The sequence below is a fragment of the Pseudomonas sp. WMBT8 genome (genome assembly GCF_050916005.1).
Classification (GTDB): Bacteria; Pseudomonadota; Gammaproteobacteria; order Pseudomonadales; family Pseudomonadaceae; genus Aquipseudomonas.
In genome coordinates this window covers 3,173,662-3,190,841 of record NZ_CP188096.1, presented here as the reverse complement: position 1 = coordinate 3,190,841, position 17,180 = coordinate 3,173,662, and the positions used below count along the sequence as shown (strand labels likewise).

The window sequence follows — 17,180 nt, the reverse complement described above, 5'->3', positions numbered from 1 at the left end:
CGTGCAAACCAGCAGCAACTTATATAAGGGTTGCTGGTGCTTATGAGGAAAGGATCCTACGCCAAAAAACACAAGGAGTAGGCTTTGCAATGGAACGTGCCTGCCAGGGTTGGCAAGGCAGCGGTCAGACTATTGATAGCTATAAAAATTCATTGGCGGTCTCAAAAAAGGAGAGGTTCAGCCATGCTTTCGGAATTGGAACTACGCGGCCTTATTGAAGGAAGCTTCCTGCCCAGGCGTTGTGAATGCATCAAGGCCCAGGATGCGTCGTTGACCATCAGAATCTACGACGACGATGGCACCAACATGACTGTCACCGGCATCCAGGCCGATAAACTCGACAGCAGTCGTGCCATCTGTAACTTGATCACGACGCTGCGTGGAGACCTCCACCACGCCCACGCACCCGCCCCGCGCAGGGCCGGCGCCAGGCTCTACTGATCAGCCCACGTTGGGCTTGCGGGCCTGGATAAACCCCAGGCCCAGCACCAGCTCCGTGCCCACGGCCAACAGAATCCCCGGGCCAGCATGCCCATTGAGCCATTCGCCCATCCCCAGTGCGGCCAACCCCAGGCAACCGACAATAAAGCCGGACACCAGCGCGCTGCGCGTGGGTGACGGGGCGGTATGACGCAGGCGATAAAACATGATGCCGATTGCCAGGAACAGCATGGCATTGCGGCGCGCCACCAGGCCGCTGGCATCGGTGTATTGCACCCCCCAGAGCCACAGCAACAGGTCGGGCCGCACACCCCAGGCAATCGCCAGGGCCAGGCATAGCACGGCAGTGAAGGTGGCGAGTGAGTGGAAGCTGAGGCGCATGGCGAGTCCTTTCGGCCGTTTCAGAAGGGCCCAAGAATAAGCTGTGCGGCAAGCCTCAGACAAATCCGATACGGCACGTTCCCATCTCGCTGCTAGTGTTTCGCCAAATCTGTCGGCAGTGGCTGAGGTAGTGCGTGCAACAAAAAATCGCAGCAGAGTTTCTCGGCACCTTCTGGTTGACGTTCGGCGGCTGTGGCAGCGCCATCCTGTCGGCCGCGTTTCCCGGCCTGGGCATCGGGTTTGCGGGGGTAGCGCTGGCGTTTGGCCTGAGTGTGCTGACCATGTCCTACGCGGTAGGCAGTATCAGTGGTGCGCATTTCAACCCGGCGATCACAGTTGGCTTGTGGGTCGCAGGGCGTCTACCGGCAATGGATGTGTTGCCCTACATCATTGCCCAGGTCGCCGGGGCGACGGTTGCGGCGGCGATCCTCGCGCTGGTCGCCAGTGGCCGGCCGGGGTTTGAAATCGGCGAGTTCGCCGCCAATGGCTATGGCGCCTTGAGCCCGGGGCAGTACAGCCTGCTGGCCGCGGTGGTGGTGGAAAGCGTGGGCACCTTCTTCCTGGTGTTTATCGTCATGCGGGTGACAGCGCCCGGGGCCGCGCCCGGGTTTGCGCCGATAGCCATCGGCTTGACACTGACCCTGATTCACCTGGTGTCGATCCCCGTGACCAACACCTCGGTCAACCCGGCCCGCAGCACCGGCCCGGCACTGTTTGCCGGCGCCGATTACCTGAAGCAACTCTGGCTGTTCTGGCTGGTGCCCCTGGCCGGGGGCATCCTTGGGGCCATGGTGGCCAGGGCCGTGCGGGAGCGGCCGTGAGCCGCTACCAGCTCATGCGGATGCCGGCGTTGCCGCTCACACCCTCCAGGGTGTTGGTGTCCAGTTGGGTGCTGTAGTCGGCGGCCACGTACACACTGACGCTGGCGGACAGTTTGGCGACCACGCCGACGCCCAGATCGGCATAGGCTGACTTGTGGTCAGTCTTGATCCGATCAATGTCATCGTAAGTCACCGTATCGCTGCCACCGAACGTGCGCCAGGCGTTGACCCGCAGGTAGGGTTCAACGGGGGTGTCTTGCAGCAGGTAGCGACCTTTCAAGCGGGCACCCACGCGCCCGGTCCAGTAATCCTGGGAGTCGAAGGACACACTGGAGATCCCGTCATTCTGGCGATCGAGGTCAATCTGTTGGTGGATCACCTGGGCCTGTGGCTCCACCACCCAGTTCGCGGAAACGGCGAACGGGTAGCCCGCCTCCGCAGACAGGGCCAGCGCATGGCCTTTGGTATCCATCTTTATCCCGCGCTCGGATTTGTTGTCACCGTCCAGGCGCGTGCCCATGGCCACCAGGTCCACGTACCAGCCCTTGGGATCGGTCAACGTCCAGTAAGCACCGACGTTGTCGCCGGTGAGTTTGACTTGCCCGGAACGCTGGTCTTCAAAACCCAGGGCAAAGCCTTTGACGTCACCCTGCAGGCGGCTTTGCCCGATAAACAGCCCCAGGCGCTGGAGTTGCCCGCCATCGGTGGCCCAGGCATAGAGATCATGGCCCACCTGATAACCCTTGACGGAACCGTCGAAACTCGGCGACACCGTGCCGGACCAACTCTGCTTGAAGTCACTGCCATAGGCCCGGCCCCAGCCAGCCGGGGCGGTGCCGGTCTCGCCCAACAGGCTTTGCTCGCCCTGGCGGTCATGGAACGTGCCAAGCGCCTGCAAGGTCATGCGCTGGGCCGCCGGAACCACCACCGAGTACACCGGCACCTCGACGCGATACAGCGGGATCGGCTCGGCGCCGGCCACGGCGGTGGGCAAGGGTGGCGTGGAGTCGGCAGGGGTTGGCGAGACCTCGGCCGGGACCTGGGTCGGTGGTGGCGGCGCAGGCTCGACGGGAGCCACGGGCTGCGCGGTAGGGGGTTCGACCAAAGGCTCGTCGGGGCCGACCACCGGAGGCACGGCCGGGATAGGGGGTTCTGGCACGATCACCGGTGGCACCACCGGCGGCGTGGGCACGGCGGGTGGCTGCACGGCCACCACGGAAGAGCGTAGATACCAACTGTTCTCCGAACCGGCCGTCACGCCGCCCTTGAACAGGAAGTACTCATAGGCCCCGGCCGACACCGCGCCTTTGAGGGCAAACGCGTCGCTGCTGCTGGTCGCGCCATTGAGCGCCTGCACCACTTCAATCCCATTGTTGCGGGTCAACCCACCCAGGCCACCCAGGTTGCTCACGGCCAACTGGGTGTTACCGCTGATCGTGCCCTGGGACACCACCAGCTTGTCGGTGGCCGAGGTCTCGTCGCCCAACACCGTTTGCAGCCACAACTGGCCGTTGTTACCGACATAGTTGCCGTGCACCGTCAACGAATCCGTGGCGCTGTTGCTGGCGCTGGCCATGTCGATGGTCCCGGCATTGTTCAGGGTGGCCAACTGGCCTGCGGTGTAGGGCCGGATAATGCCTTGGGTCACCGCCAGCACACTGCTGTTATCGATGGACAACACCCCGGTGCCGCTGGTGTTGTCCCCCAGGAACAGATCCTGCGTCAGGTCCAGGCGCGAGCCATTGTTGAGGTCGAAGGTTTCCCAGCCGATATAGCGGCCAGCATTGCCTGAGGTGGTGTTGTCGAAGGCCAAGCGATCATTGCCCAGGCCACCGTCAATCGAGGGGGTGCTGCCAAGCAGGGTTTCGTTGAGGTTGGCCAGCAATGCCGTGTCGTCACCGTCGCCCATCAGCACCGCAGACTTGATCACGCCGCCCGAACGCCACTCGAAGGTGTCGTTGCCGAGGCTGGCGCGGATCTCGCCGTTGATCACGCCGCCGCTGACGAGAAGGGTGTCGTTGCCGCCACTGACACTGATGTTGCCGCCAATGGTGCCGCCGGACACGCTGATCCGGTCGGTGCCAAAGCCAGTCACCAGGTTGCCGAGGATTGCGCCACCGGACAGGTCATAGATGTTGTTGTCCAGCTTCATGTCCACCCGGCCGATGGTCCCGGCGCTCTGGCTGGCCACATCGCCGTCTTCAAAGGCGCCGACGATGGTGCCGCCGGTCATGGTGAAGGTGTCGCGCCCATCGCCCTGGGCCAGGGACTGGATCTGCCCGCCGCCCATCACAAAGTCATCGATGCCGTTGCCCTGGGAGACTGCCCCGGTGACGGTCCCGGCGTTGATCTGGAAGCGATCGGCGCCGTCGCCCTGGGTCACCGAGCCGACGATGCTGCCGGAGTTCATCTGGACCCCATCGACGCCCGGCCCGAACAGCACATTGCCATTGACGGTGCCGGAGCCCCCCGTGGGCAGCGTCAGGCTGTTGTTGCCGGATACGTCGGTCAGGCCGCCTGCCGAGGTGCCGCTGTCGCAGGTATAGCTGTCGTCGCCACTGCCTGGGGTGAGGACGCATGCGGCCTGGGCAGGAGTCTGGAGTGAAAGAATGCCGACTACAAAAACGGCTGGCTTGAAAAAAGTCCGTTCATTGCTCATCGATCATCCCTGCCCATGTAGGAAAAATATACGTAACTAGGGTCTAGTACAGCCTGGGATGAATCGCAATGTTTAAGGCAAGGCTGAAAGCCACGAAATCCGTGGCCTGCAGTGATGGCACTGTGCAGTTATGCCTGTATCTAAGCGTTTAATTGCTGGCGATAGGGCAGGTCTGGCCCGGTCTTGCCACAGGTCAGCGCGGCGGCGCGAATGGCGAACTTGAGCATGCTGTCGATCTGTTCCCGGGCCAGCCCCTGCACCCCCTCAACCGAATCCAACTGCTGCTCGGTAAGCCAGGCGATCAAGGCCGCCTGGAAGGTATCGCCAGCGCCCACGGTATCGACCATCACCACTTTGACGGCCGGTGCCGACCAACTGCCATGCTGGCGGCTGAACACGCTCGCGCCATCGCCGCCACGGGTCAGGAACACCAGTTGGCAGCGCTGCTGCAACCAGCCTTGCAGCACGCTTTCGGGGGCCTGGCCTGGGTAGAGTAGGTGCAGGTCTTCATCGCTGACCTTGATCAGGTCGGCATGCTGCACCCACTCGGCCACGCGCTGGCGCCATACCTCGATATCCGGCTCGGGATTCAGGCGTACATTCGGGTCGAGACTGATCAGGCGCTTGCCGCTTTCCCGGCGGGCCAGGGCCAGCAGGCTATCGGCGACCGGCTGCACCACCAACGAAAACGAACCAAAATGCAGGCCGCGTACCTGCGCATCGAGGGCGGGCAAATGCTCGATCTGCAACTGCCGGTCGGCACAGCCTTCGCCCCGAAAGCTGTACTGCGGCGAGCCGTTGGCACCCACGGCGACCATCGCCAGGGTGGTCGGCGCGGCAAACTCCAACAGGTACTCGTCGTGTACCCCTTCATCCTCGAGCACCTGGCGCAGGCGCTGGCCCAGGTAGTCGCTGGACAACCCGGCGAACAGCCCGGCCTCGATCCCCAAACGGCGCAGCCCCACCGCCACGTTGAACGGCGAACCGCCGGCAAGCGCCTTGAAATTGACTTTAGAGGCCTGCCCGCTGGGATCCTCCTGGCTGAAAAAATCAAACAGCGCTTCGCCACACACCAGATACATAATTATTCGCTCTTAAAGGGTTGCCACATGCTGTTGATAGCGTTCATAGGCCTGCTGGTACGCCCTGACGCTGGCGGCGACGGGCTGGGTGCGACTGGCCGGGTCGACACTCACGCACCGCGCGCACAGCCCCTCCAGGCTTTCGCCGGACTGGCACCACGCGGCCTGGATCGCCGCGCCCAGGGCTGCCGCTTCGCTTTGTTCGGTACAGATCACTTCGGTGTCCATGATATCGGCGACCATCTGCCGCCACACCGGGCTTTTCGAGCCGCCGCCGATCAGGCGGATACTGTGGCTTTGCAGGCCGGTCTGGCGCAACAGGTCCAGGCCTTGGCGCAAGCCAAAGGTGGTGCCTTCGACCACCGCGCGGCACAGGTTGCCACGGGTCAGGTTGGTCATGGTCAGGCCGTGCAGGCTGCCGGTGGCGTGGGGCAGGGCGGGTACGCGCTCGCCATTGAGAAACGGCAGCATGCAGACGCCCTCGGCGCCAATCGGCGCCTGGGCCACCAGGACGTTGAACGCCACCAGGTCCAGCTCGAACAGCTCACGGATGACCCCGGTGGCATTGGTCAGGTTCATGGTGCAGATCAGCGGCAGCCAGCCGCCGCTGGAGGAACAGAATGTCGCCACCGCGCCCTGGGTGCTGACAGTCGGCTGATCGGCAAACGCATACAGGGTGCCCGACGAACCGAGGCTCATGGTAAACACTCCAGGCTTGATATTGCCGGTGCCGATCGCCCCCATCATATTGTCGCCGCCGCCACTGGACACAATGGCCCCGGGGTTGATCCCCAGGCGCTTGGCGATGGCCGGCAGCACAGTGCCCAGCGCCTGATTGGCTTCTATCAGGGTTGGCAACGCGGTTTCCAGGCGCCCGCTGGGGTCGATATGCCGCAGCAATGGCAGGTCCCATTGCCGGGTGCGGACATTGAAATAGCCGGTGCCCGAGGCGTCGCCATACTCGGCGCAGGCTCGGCCGGTGAGCCAATAATTGAGGTAGTCGTGGGGCAACAGGATATGGGCGACGCGTGCGAACACATCCGGGTGTTGCTCCAGGGTCCATAACAGCTTGGACACGGTGTAGCCCGGCGCAATCGCCACCCCGAGGCGTTCCAGGGAGCCGCTTTCACCGCCCAGGTGTTGCAGCAGCCGGGCGTTTTCCGCGCTGGTCTCGGTGTCGCACCACAGCTTGGCCGGGCGCAGCACCTGGCCCTGCTCATCGAGCAGCACCAGGCCATGTTGCTGGCCGGACACGCCGATGCCGAGAATGTCCTGGCCGTCCACACAGGCTTGCTGCAAGGCGCGGTGGGTGGCTTGGGTAAAGGCGTCCAGCCATTGCGTGGTGTCTTGCTCGCGCCGGCCATTGGCGCCGCTGATCAGGCTGTGGGTCGCGGCGCCCAGGCCCAGCACCCGGCCGCTGGCGGCGTCGAGGACGATGGCCTTGGTGCCTTGGGTGCCGCAGTCGATACCAAGAAACAGAGATTGGCGGGGCATGGTGGTTACTCAGCAGAAAACAGGGTGAAAACCCGAGCAATGTGGGGTTCTTCAGTCGGTAAGTCGTTTCAAGGTCTTTGTGACACCGTTATCGCGCAAACTGACAAAACACCGCTCGAACGCTGCCACAAACTCAGGCGAATTGGGAATCGCCGTGCCAAAAATCTCTTCCACACCCAACAAGCGCTGGCTGATCGAGGCGTCATCCGCCACCAGCGCCCGGCAGAAGTCGGCGCGGGGGTCGGGGATGCGGTAGCGCACGCCGTTCTCGTCGACGCCTTGCAGGTACAAAGCCCAGGCTGCCACCACCAGTGCCGCCCGCTCGGTGTCGCGGCCCTCGGCAATCAGGCGGTTGATGGTTGGCACGGTGAACTTGGGAAACTTCGAGGAGCCATCGGAACACACCCGCTCCAACTGGTCGGCAATCGCCTGGTTGGAGAAGCGGTCCACCAGGGTCTGCTTGTACTCGCCCAGGTCAATGCCCGGCACCGGCGCCAGGTTGGGGGTCACGTCCAGGTCCATATAGGCGCGCATATACGCGACAAACAGCGGGTCGTTCATGGTCTCGTGGACAAACCGGTAGCCCTTGAGAAACCCTAGGTAAGTCAGGGCCAGATGGCTGCCGTTGAGCAGGCCGATCTTCATTTCTTCATACGGCGTGACGTCGTCGGTGAATTGCACACCCACCTGTTCCCAGGCCGGGCGGCCGTTGACGAACTTGTCTTCCAGCACCCATTGCACAAAGGGTTCGCACACCACCGGCCAGGCATCGTCGATGCCGTGTTCATCATGCAGTTGCAAACGGTGCGCGGTGCTGGTCATCGGTGTGATGCGGTCGACCATCGCGTTGGGGAAACTCACATGCTCCTTGATCCAGTCATGCAGCTCGGCATCGCGCAATGCGGCGAACGCCAGCAGCGCCTTGCGAGTCACGGCGCCGTTGTGCGGCAGGTTATCGCAGGACATCACGGTAAAGGCAGGCACGCCCGCCGCCCGGCGCTGGGTCAGGGCCGCGCAGATAAAACCGAACACGGTTTGGGGCGCGTCGGGGTGGGCCAGGTCATGCTGGATCTGCGGCAGGTGGGCCATGAACTCACCGTTGCTATCGTCGATGCAGTAGCCGCCCTCGGTGATGGTCAGCGAGACGATGCGGATTGCAGGGCTGGCCAGCTTGTCGATCAGGGCCTGGGCGCCGTCCTGTGCCAGCAGCATGTCGCTGATGGCGCCGATCACTCGTACTTCGGTGTCGTCGGTATCGCCCAGTTCGTACAGGGTAAACAGATAATCCTGGCCCGCCAAGTCATCGCGCGCCTTGCGGTCTTCGGCCCGCAGGCCGATGCCGCAGATGCTCCAGTCCAGGCCGTCGCCGGTGTTCATCAGGGCATCGGTGTAATACGCCTGGTGCGCACGGTGGAAACCGCCGACGCCGATATGGGCGATGCCCTGGCGCGTATCGGCGATGGTGTAGGCGGGCAGGCGCACTTCAGGCGACAGCTGCGTGAGGTTTTGCTTATTGAGTTTCATCAGAAAATCTCGCGAAATCAGGCGGCAGCGCGCAGTGGGCGGGCCACGGCCACACCGTCGGTGTCGAACAGATGGCAGTGCGCCGGGTCCAGGTGCAGTTGCAGGGTCTCGCCATACTGGCTGGCCATGTCGCCACGGATCCGCATGGTCAGCGGCTCGCCGCTGGTGGTGAGCACATGGCAGAACGTGTCGCTGCCCAGGCGTTCGCCCACGTCGGCGGTGACGGTCAGGGTGGTATCGCCCGGCGCGGCCAGTTCCAGGTGCTCGGGGCGGATGCCCAGGGTCACCGCACTGCCCACGCGCAAGCTGGCGCTGCTCAAGGGCAGGCTGATCAGGGTGCCGGCGTCCAGTTGCACGTCGCAGCCCTGGCCCTCGATCCGGGTGACCTGGCCTTTGAGAAAGCCCATTTTCGGCGTACCCAGAAAGCCTGCGACAAACAGGTTGGCCGGCTGGTGATACAGCTCCAGCGGCGAGCCGACCTGTTCGATGCGCCCGCTGTTGAGTACCACCACCTTGTCGGCCAGGGTCATGGCTTCGACCTGGTCGTGGGTCACGTAAATCATGGTGGCTTGCAGTTCTTTATGCAGGCGCGCCAGTTCCAGGCGCATTTGCACGCGCAGGGCGGCGTCGAGGTTGGACAGCGGCTCGTCGAACAGGAAGATTTTCGGGTTACGCACAATCGCCCGGCCAATGGCCACGCGCTGGCGCTGGCCGCCAGACAGCTGCTTGGGCTTGCGCTCCAGCAGCGGGCCCAGCTCCAGGATGCGTGCCGCTTCACTGACTTTACTGTCGACGATTGTTTTGTCGACGCCGGCCAGGTCCAGGGCAAACGACATGTTCTTGCGCACGCTCATATGCGGGTACAGGGCGTAGGTCTGGAACACCATGGCCAGGTCGCGCTTGGCCGGGGTCACTTCGGTGATATCGCGGCCATCCAGTTCGATGGTGCCCTCAGTCACTTCCTCAAGGCCGGCAATCAGGCGCAGCAGGGTCGACTTGCCACAGCCCGACGGCCCGACGAATACCACGAACTCCTTGTCGTTCACTTGCAGGTCGATGCCCTTGATGATGGAGAAACCTTCGAAGCCTTTTTGCAGATTGGTGATTTTCAGGTTGGCCATGATGGGCCTCCTTTTTATAAGGGGTCGTTATTTCACTGCGCCAAAGGACAAGCCGCGCACCAGTTGCTTCTGGCTGATCCAGCCGAAGATCAGGATCGGCGCGCAGGCCAGGGTCGAGACGGCAGATAATTTGGCCCAGAACAAACCTTCGGGGCTGGAGTAGGAGGCGATCAGCGCGGTCAACGGTGCGGCATTCGAGGAGGTCAGGTTCAGCGACCAGAACGCCTCGTTCCAGCACAGGATCAGCGACAGCAACACGGTGGACGCCAGGCCGCCCTTGGCGATGGGCAGCAGCACCCGCAGCATTTCCTGCAACAAGGTGGCGCCATCCAGGCGCGCGGCTTCGAGGATGTCCTTGGGGATGTCCTTGAAGTAGGTGTAAACCATCCACACCACAATCGGCAGGTTGATCAGGGTGTAGATGATGATCAGCGCGATGCGCGTATCCAAAAGGCCCATGCTCTTGGCCAGCAGGTAAATGGGCATCAGCACGCCCACCGGTGGCAGCATCTTGGTCGACAGCATCCACAGCAACGTGCCCTTGGTGCGCTGGGTTTCGTAGAACGCCATGGAGTAGGCCGCCGGCACTGCAATCAGCAGGCACAAGGCGGTGGCGCTGAAGGAAATCACCACGGAGTTCCAGGCGAAGCTTAGGTAATTGCTGCGCTCATTGATGTGCAGGTAGTTCTCCAGGGTGGGCGTGAAAACGAACTGCGGCGGTGTGGCAAACGCGTCGATTTCGGTCTTGAAACTGGTGAGCACCATCCAGAAGATCGGGAAGAAAATCACGATCGCGATGGCCCAGGCCAGGGTGCCGAGCAACAGGCTTTGCAGGCGGCGGGATTGTTGAAGCGTCATGGCGCGGCCCTCAAGGCTTGTCAGTCAGGTTTTTGCCGAGCATCCGCACCAGGATGATCGCCGCGATATTGGCAATGACCACGGCAATCAAGCCGCCGGCCGAGGCCATGCCCACGTCGAACTGCACCAGCGCCTGGTTGTAGATCAGGTAGGCGAGGTTGGTCGAGGCGTAGCCGGGGCCGCCGTTGGTGGTGGTGAAGATTTCAGCGAATACCGAGAGCAGGAAGATGGTCTCGATCATCACCACAACGGCAATGGGCCGGGCCAGGTGCGGCAAGGTCAGGTGCCAGAAGATCGCAATCGGGCCGGCACCGTCCAGGCGCGCGGCTTCTTTCTGTTCCTGGTCCAGGGACTGCATGGCGGTCATCAGGATCAGGATCGCGAAGGGCAGCCATTGCCAGGACACAATGATGATGATCGACAGCAGCGGGTAGTGCGCCAGCCAGTCCACCGGCTGCGCGCCAAACAACTTCCACACCGCCGCCAGTACGCCGGACACCGGGTGGAAAATCAGGTTCTTCCAGATCAGCGCACCGACCGTGGGCATGATGAAGAACGGCGAGATCAACAACACCCGCACCAGCCCCCGGCCGAAAAACTCGCTGGCCTCCAGCAAGGCACTGATCAACACCCCCAGCACCACACTGATCAGCAGCACGCTGCCGACCAGCAACAGGGTGTTGGTGGCACCGGGCAAAAAGCCGGAATCGGTGACGAAGTAGGTGAAGTTCTCCAGGCCCACGAATTGGTTTTCGCCGGGGTAGAGCAGGTTGTAGCGGATCAGCGAAAAATACAGGGTCATGCCCAGCGGCACGATCATCCACAGCAGCAACAGGGCCACCGAGGGGCTGACGAGGAACCAGCCGGGGTTGAGCAGGCGGCTTTTAGACGTATTCATGACAATCAGAACCCATTGGAGGCAAACAGAATCAGCCTTGGAGTGCGGTCAATGTAGGAGCTGGCTTGCCTGCGATGGCGGCCTGTCAGTGGATAAATCAGTTAACTGATCGACCGCTATCGCAGGCAAGCCAGCTCCTACATTTACGAGGGTGAGCCTGGGCTATTTGGGGTAGCCGGCACGCTTCATTTCCCGCTCGGTGGTGGTTTGCGCGGCAGCCAGGGCCTGGTCGACTGTCTGCTGGCCGGTCAGGGCGCCGGCGAAGAACTTGCCCACCTGGGTGCCAATGGCCTGGAACTCGGGAATGGTCACCAACTGGATGCCGACATAGGGCACGGGCTTGAGGGTCGGTTTGGTCGGGTCTGCGACTTTCAACGACTCCAGCGTCACCTTGGCAAAGGGCGCGGCCTGCATGTATTGCTCGCTGTAGGTCGAGGCGCGGGTGCCTGGCGGTACGTTGGCGATGCCATCGGTCTTGGCCACCAGCGCGCCGTACTCCTTGGACGTCGCCCAGGCACTGAAGACCTTGGCCGCGTCCTTGGCCTTGGAACTGGTGGGGATCGCCAGCGACCAGGAATACAGCCACGAAGTGCCCTTGTCGGTGACCTGTTGCGGGGCAAAGGTGAAGCCGACATGCTCGGCGACCTTGCTCTGGGTCTTGTCGGTGACAAACGAACCGGCGACGCTGGCGTCCACCCAGATCGCGCACTTGCCGCTGTTGAACAGCGCCAGGTTTTCATTGAAACCGTTGCTGGAAGCGCCCGGTGGGCCGGACTTCTTCATGTTGTCGACGTAGAAATTCAGCGCATCCTTCCACTCAGGGCCATTGAATTCGGGTTGCCATTTCTCATCGAACCAGCGCGCGCCATAGCCATTGGCCAGGGTGCTGATCAGCGCCATGTTCTCACCCCAACCGGCCTTGCCGCGCAGGCACAGGCCGTATTGCTCCTTGCTCTTGTCGGTGAGTTTTTCGGCAAACTGGCCAATCTGCACCCAGGTCGGATGCTCCGGCATGCTCAGCCCGGCGGCCTTGAACAGGTCGCTGCGGTAGTAGGTAATGGAGCTTTCGGCATAGAACGGCAGGGCGTACAGCGTGCCCTTGACGGACAGGCCGTCACGCACTGAAGGGAACACATCGTCCAGGTCGTAGGACGCCGGCAGGTCCTTCATCGGCTCCAGCCAGCCCTTGGCGCCCCAGAGTGCAGCTTCGTACATGCCGATGGTCAGCACATCGAACTGCCCGCCCTGGGTGGCGATGTCGGTGGTCAGGCGTTGGCGCAGCACGTTTTCTTCGAGCACCACCCAGTTCAACTTGATGTCCGGATGCTCGGCCTCGAAGGTTTTCGAGAGCTTTTGCATGCGGATCATGTCGCTGTTGTTGACGGTGGCAATGGTCAGGGTTTGTGCACCCAGGCTGACGGCGCTGAGGGTCATGCAGGTACAGGCAAGCAGGGCTTTTGCTGGGAACTTCATCGCGCACTCCGTATCTGCGCCCAGAGGGCTGCAGAAGGACAGTTATTGTTGTTGTGTCTTCCAGGGCAGCAGGAAGAGTGTGCGTTGATTACAGCCTTGTGCAGGCCCGGTGACAAATCCTTGGACACACTTGCACTGATACTTTTTTGCACTGGTCGATGGGTGCCATGGGCGACCTGTTACTTTTGACAGTAGACGATCTAAAGGAATCAAGGGTTAATTGTTGTGCACAACCAACCGAGGATATGTTCATGAACTATTCCACCGTAAGACCCGACATTAACTGGCTCTACAAAGTTGCTCTTGGCATGGTCGTCGCACTGTTTGTCAGTGCATGCACAGGGCAGTCACCTTCTTCCGGTAATTTTGATGAATGCGTGCGTGAGGGTTATTTCAAAAGTGTCGAAATCGCCGGTGGGTATTACCGCTGTGTGTATAATTCAAGCACTAAGAAATATACGCTTTATCGCTACACTTGCCCGGCAGGCAAAGAGTTCAACGAAGCGACCAGACAATGTGAGTGAGCCCGTGTAAACCCACAAGGCCCCCAGTGTTTTCACTGGGGGCCTTGTGTTTTCAGGGGGTGAGTAGTAGATCAGTCGACCCCGTCTTCCTGCTCCAGGGTTATTTGACTTGGATAAGGCCGCTGCTGGATGATGATGTCGTCAAAATCGTAGATACCCTCGGTTGACGGATTAGTTATGGCAATTGACGCCTCAAATGGCTGGCCTGGCAAATATCCCATATACACATCGGCATACAACCACGTATTGATGCTGGGTATCGCCACGTTCTTGGTCAAGTTGCCTATATGAATAAATACACTGGTCGGCCCGCCGATATCCGCGAACTTGCTGATCCTGAAGCGCAAACTTACCCGATAGTAGCCCACTGCGGCGGGGGTGAAGGTTTTGTAAATCCTCACACCACTGCCGGGGTAGGGGGCGGCTTGCAGGTAGTAATTGCCGTTTGCCTCGCGGCGGATCCCGGTATTGGGCCACTGGCTGAGCCAACCATTGAGGAAGGAGCCGGTAAAGGTCGTCTCGTCGGTGATCATCCTGCTGCGGATGGTGTAAATGACCGGCGGGAACTCAATTGCCCGCGACTCTTCGGTGCTGTTGTTGAACGCCACCTTAAATTGCAGGGTCAGTTGGCTGTTGTTGCCCAGGTCCGACAGGTAGCTATTGAGGATGGTTTGCTGGTGATACCCAAGGCTCAACCAGCCAGAGGTCACCCGGTCGCCGTAGGAACCGTCCAACAGGGTCAGGTTGTGGGCCGCACCGTTGGGCCGGTTGCCGAGCAAGCGCAGCCAGACGGGCTGGTCCCTGGCAATAAGTGGCCAGGTACCTACGGTTGCCGTGGCGTTGCCGGCCAGTTCGCCCACATCCAGTACACCGCTGATAGCCTCGTCGATCCGCAGCACGGTTTTTTTCAGCTCAGTCACCGGGATGGCTTTGAGGGTCACGCTCAACACCGTTGACGAACGGCGCACGCCGTTGCGCAAGACGGAATACTGCACGGTGAACACGCTGTCGCGATTGTCCAGATTGGCGGCAATCAACGCGGCCGGCAGGCTGAAAGTCACCGTGCCATCGGCTTCGCCATTTTTCGGCCCCAGTTGCACCGACCCTGGCCCGCTGGCACCCAGTACCTCCAGGGTGAGGCTGTCGGTGGTGTACATCGGGCTGTAGGCCACCTCTACCGTCGCCCCGTTTTGCGCATTGAGCGGTGTCAGGGTTACCGCGGCTCCCGAACCCGTGGCCTCGAGCACTCGGGGCACTGGAAATTCGGCGGGAATGGCCTGCACGGTGTAACGGCGTTCCGGGAACCACAGTGCATTGGCCTGTTCGGTCGATTGGTCAAACGTCACCCCAAAGCGCATCACAAGTTGTGAGCCGTCCTTGAGCTGGCGCAATTGCGCCACCGGCGCCTGGGGGCGGATCCCGATCTGTTCGCCGTTGTAGGTCACCAGGTCACCGTCGTAGAGCACGGCAACAAAGGGCGTGTCATTGGCAGAGGTGCCGCGCAGTTCAAACCACATGCGTTGATTGCGGTTGATAAAGTTCCAGCGATCAACCATGGCGCGCTCGGAGCCGACCAGGTTGCTGAGATTCAGCACGCTGCTGGTATGGCCTTCGATATAGGGCAGGGGCAGTACCGGCGCCAACAGATTCAGGCTCAATACCGGCGAAGGTTTTTGGTGGGCACCCAGCAATACAAAGTACTGCACCTGAATGTAACGCCCGTATTCGCTGAGGTTGGCCCCGATGACCTCTGCCGGCACCTCGAAATGCAGGGTCCTGGAGGTGTTGCCATCCTTGGTTTCGCAATAGGTGCCCAATTGCGGGATACCGCTCCAGCAGGCCTGGATACGGTGGCTAGGCAGCATTTGCGGGTAGGTGACAGTGATGGTGGCACCGTTCAGCGCCGCCTCCGGCAACAGTTGGTCGGGGTAGCGCTGGGCTTGCAATACCTCTGGGCGCAACAGGTCCAGGGCCGCACCCACCGTGACCACTAACACGTCCGAGTAGAGCGTGGGGCCACCGCTTGCAGGCACCAGCGAATAGCTCAGGCGCAGCTCGCCATTTTCGCTGGCACGGATCAACGCCTCTTCCAGGGTGAATACCACCGGCTTGCCCGCTGTTGCATTGTTGAGGCGTATCTCATCGCCGGCAGTGCCGTTGCTGGTCGCGCCCAACAATGTCCAGCGCAGAATGTCGCCATTGGCGGTGCGCGTGTAGGGCAGGGTTACCTGCAACTGACCACCTTTGATGCGCGCCGGGTCCAGGTTGTTGAACTCATCGACATATTGCATCAGGGGCGATGGCAGATCGGCATAGCGGGGGCCAAAGGTGACTTCCAGCACCTCTGACATGCGCACCGTCTGAATACTGGGGCTCAGGATACCCAGGGTGCCGGTGTCGACCAGGTAGTACACCCGTACGGTGCCCAGCCCGACGAAGCGATCGAAATTCTCCTTGAGCACAATGCGAAAACGCTCCGGAGGCGGCTCGGCGCCGGCCAACAGGGTTTCTTCGTAGACCACCAGGCCGCCGCCTGGGCGCACGGCTTCCATGCGCAGGGTCACGCTGTAGTTGCGGTCGTATGGGGTGTAACGCGGGAAAATCGCCTTGATAAAAGGATGGTCCGGGACAATGTTGCCGCCCTCGTTTTGCTCGATGATCATCGGCGGCATCGAGCTCCTGGTGCCGAACACCGTGATATTCAGGCGTCGGGAGGAGGCGAGGAACACGCCCGTGGCCGTGGTCAGCTTGTACTCGATTTGCAGGTGGCCGTTGAGCACCGCCTGCAGGTATTGGGGGGCCACGGCGACGGACGACGACAGGCCAATGCGTGCTGCAAACGCGGGCAGGGTCCTTTCGAACGGCAGGCCATCGGCATCGGCGCCTCGCAACGTCACTACGATCAACGCGCCTGTAGGGGTCGAGGCGCCATTGGGCAGGCGCCGCGGTACCACCATTTCGATATTGAAGTCGTTGTGGATGTCGAGGTTGACGTCGATAACGGAGTCCCCGTCCACTACAAAATGCGGAGCGTCAAGCAGGTAAGGGTCCAGGTCGCTGACGACCGTGACCGCCTTCGACCATTGCTGGGTTTCCCCGGAAAAGTTGAACACCTTGTCGTAGGCCCGGAAGCGAATAGTCACCACCCCACTGCCGCCCAGCAGGATGATTGATTCCGGGACCAATACGGTGATCGGCTTGATGCCGGCGACATGCTCGGCATCAAGCCTCAAGGAAATGGGGTAACCGTTCCAATACACCTCGACGGTGTCGCCTTCGGTCAGGTTGGGGTAAGGGTCGATCGTCATTTCCACCCCTTCGGCGGCGCGATGGGGGTCTATCACGCCGCCTTCCAGGTCGGGTGGCAGGTGTATCACCAGTTCCGTGTGATACGCCAGCCCGGGATCTTTACTGACCCCGCCGGGGCGAGTGCGCTTGACATACCAGGTTTCGTAGGGCGAGCTGCTGGTGGTGCCGCTGCCCCTGCGGATGACCTCGTAAAAACACGGGTAGGTATAACCCAGTGGCACCAATGGCGGGAGAATCACCAACGCCACCGACGTCTTGTCCAGATCCTCATCGCGGATTTCCGTCGACACAAGGGCAAAGCGGTTGCTGCCCATGAAGAAGTTCAACCTATCGCCGACAGTCAATTGGGTCCAGCGCGGGAAATGCACGGTCAGCCACGGCTCGGTGTGGCGTATCCCCAGGCCGCGCACCGCGTCTGGTAGCGTGCGCACCGCATCGCTGACGTCAGGCGGGTCCAGGTCGTCGATAACGCTTGGGTCCACAGGTCTTGGATGGGGGAGGCAGGGCAAAGTGCTCGGGTTGGATGACTCGGTGTTCTTCATCATGGGTGCTCCGTGTGCAGAGGTAACTGGCCACGGACATCACACACCCAAGG

Annotated in this window: 13 protein-coding genes; 3 read left to right on the top strand and 10 right to left on the bottom strand. The window is 61.6% G+C overall.

Annotated elements, in window-relative coordinates:
• The first annotated feature begins 183 nt into the window (after positions 1-183).
• Positions 184-441 (top strand): DUF1652 domain-containing protein, encoded by a 258-nt coding sequence (locus tag ACO77H_RS14765; protein WP_169951832.1) that lies wholly within the window; start codon positions 184-186, stop codon positions 439-441.
• Here the strand turns inward: ACO77H_RS14765 and ACO77H_RS14760 are convergent, their stop codons facing one another.
• Entirely contained in the window at positions 442-822 is a 381-nt protein-coding gene (locus ACO77H_RS14760) for a hypothetical protein (protein WP_170041357.1), read from the bottom strand. It abuts the gene before it with no gap.
• Between the two features lie 134 nt (positions 823-956).
• Between ACO77H_RS14760 and aqpZ the strand changes: the two genes are divergently transcribed.
• Entirely contained in the window at positions 957-1,643 is a 687-nt protein-coding gene (gene aqpZ / locus ACO77H_RS14755; RefSeq protein ID WP_169951828.1) for an aquaporin Z, read from the top strand.
• Positions 1,644-1,647: 4 nt separating this feature from the next.
• Here the strand turns inward: aqpZ and ACO77H_RS14750 are convergent, their stop codons facing one another.
• From ACO77H_RS14750 to ACO77H_RS14715, 8 genes are all read right to left on the bottom strand, one after another.
• Positions 1,648-4,302: an autotransporter outer membrane beta-barrel domain-containing protein gene (locus ACO77H_RS14750; protein ID WP_432754167.1), complete on the bottom strand. Its 2,655-nt coding sequence runs from the start codon at positions 4,300-4,302 to the stop codon at positions 1,648-1,650.
• 140 nt (positions 4,303-4,442) lie between these two features.
• Entirely contained in the window at positions 4,443-5,384 is a 942-nt protein-coding gene (locus ACO77H_RS14745) for a carbohydrate kinase family protein (RefSeq protein ID WP_169951824.1), read from the bottom strand.
• A 12-nt stretch (positions 5,385-5,396) separates the two neighbouring features.
• Positions 5,397-6,878, bottom strand: a complete 1,482-nt coding sequence (gene xylB, locus ACO77H_RS14740) for a xylulokinase (protein WP_170041359.1) — start codon at positions 6,876-6,878, stop codon at positions 5,397-5,399.
• A 51-nt stretch (positions 6,879-6,929) separates the two neighbouring features.
• Positions 6,930-8,402 carry a mannitol dehydrogenase family protein gene (locus tag ACO77H_RS14735; protein WP_169951820.1) on the bottom strand — a complete coding sequence of 491 codons (1,473 nt, stop codon included), beginning with the start codon at positions 8,400-8,402 and terminating at the stop codon, positions 6,930-6,932.
• Between the two features lie 17 nt (positions 8,403-8,419).
• Entirely contained in the window at positions 8,420-9,523 is a 1,104-nt protein-coding gene (locus ACO77H_RS14730) for an ABC transporter ATP-binding protein (RefSeq protein ID WP_169951818.1), read from the bottom strand.
• Positions 9,524-9,550: 27 nt separating this feature from the next.
• On the bottom strand, positions 9,551-10,381 hold the full coding sequence (locus ACO77H_RS14725) for a carbohydrate ABC transporter permease (protein WP_169951816.1): 831 nt from the start codon (positions 10,379-10,381) through the stop codon (positions 9,551-9,553).
• A gap of 10 nt (positions 10,382-10,391) precedes the next feature.
• Positions 10,392-11,279, bottom strand: coding sequence for a carbohydrate ABC transporter permease (locus ACO77H_RS14720; protein WP_051903031.1), 888 nt, complete (start codon positions 11,277-11,279; stop codon positions 10,392-10,394).
• A 162-nt stretch (positions 11,280-11,441) separates the two neighbouring features.
• Positions 11,442-12,752 (bottom strand): ABC transporter substrate-binding protein, encoded by a 1,311-nt coding sequence (locus tag ACO77H_RS14715; protein ID WP_169951814.1) that lies wholly within the window; start codon positions 12,750-12,752, stop codon positions 11,442-11,444.
• 251 nt (positions 12,753-13,003) lie between these two features.
• Between ACO77H_RS14715 and ACO77H_RS14710 the strand changes: the two genes are divergently transcribed.
• Positions 13,004-13,276 (top strand): chitin-binding domain-containing protein, encoded by a 273-nt coding sequence (locus ACO77H_RS14710; protein ID WP_170041362.1) that lies wholly within the window; start codon positions 13,004-13,006, stop codon positions 13,274-13,276.
• A gap of 71 nt (positions 13,277-13,347) precedes the next feature.
• On the opposite strand, the gene ACO77H_RS14705 is transcribed toward ACO77H_RS14710, so the two are convergent.
• Positions 13,348-17,130, bottom strand: a complete 3,783-nt coding sequence (locus tag ACO77H_RS14705; protein WP_432754166.1) for a hypothetical protein — start codon at positions 17,128-17,130, stop codon at positions 13,348-13,350.
• Positions 17,131-17,180 lie beyond the last annotated feature (50 nt).

Coding starts and splice junctions, on each gene's coding strand:
- ACO77H_RS14765 (WP_169951832.1), top strand. CDS start 184: ATGCTTTCGGAATTGGAACTACGCGGCCTTATTGAAGGAAGCTTCCTG.
- ACO77H_RS14760 (WP_170041357.1), bottom strand. CDS start 822: ATGCGCCTCAGCTTCCACTCACTCGCCACCTTCACTGCCGTGCTATGC.
- ACO77H_RS14750 (WP_432754167.1), bottom strand. CDS start 4,302: ATGAGCAATGAACGGACTTTTTTCAAGCCAGCCGTTTTTGTAGTCGGC.
- ACO77H_RS14745 (WP_169951824.1), bottom strand. CDS start 5,384: ATGTATCTGGTGTGTGGCGAAGCGCTGTTTGATTTTTTCAGCCAGGAG.
- xylB (WP_170041359.1), bottom strand. CDS start 6,878: ATGCCCCGCCAATCTCTGTTTCTTGGTATCGACTGCGGCACCCAAGGC.
- ACO77H_RS14735 (WP_169951820.1), bottom strand. CDS start 8,402: ATGAAACTCAATAAGCAAAACCTCACGCAGCTGTCGCCTGAAGTGCGC.
- ACO77H_RS14730 (WP_169951818.1), bottom strand. CDS start 9,523: ATGGCCAACCTGAAAATCACCAATCTGCAAAAAGGCTTCGAAGGTTTC.
- ACO77H_RS14725 (WP_169951816.1), bottom strand. CDS start 10,381: ATGACGCTTCAACAATCCCGCCGCCTGCAAAGCCTGTTGCTCGGCACC.
- ACO77H_RS14720 (WP_051903031.1), bottom strand. CDS start 11,279: ATGAATACGTCTAAAAGCCGCCTGCTCAACCCCGGCTGGTTCCTCGTC.
- ACO77H_RS14715 (WP_169951814.1), bottom strand. CDS start 12,752: ATGAAGTTCCCAGCAAAAGCCCTGCTTGCCTGTACCTGCATGACCCTC.
- ACO77H_RS14710 (WP_170041362.1), top strand. CDS start 13,004: ATGAACTATTCCACCGTAAGACCCGACATTAACTGGCTCTACAAAGTT.
- ACO77H_RS14705 (WP_432754166.1), bottom strand. CDS start 17,130: ATGATGAAGAACACCGAGTCATCCAACCCGAGCACTTTGCCCTGCCTC.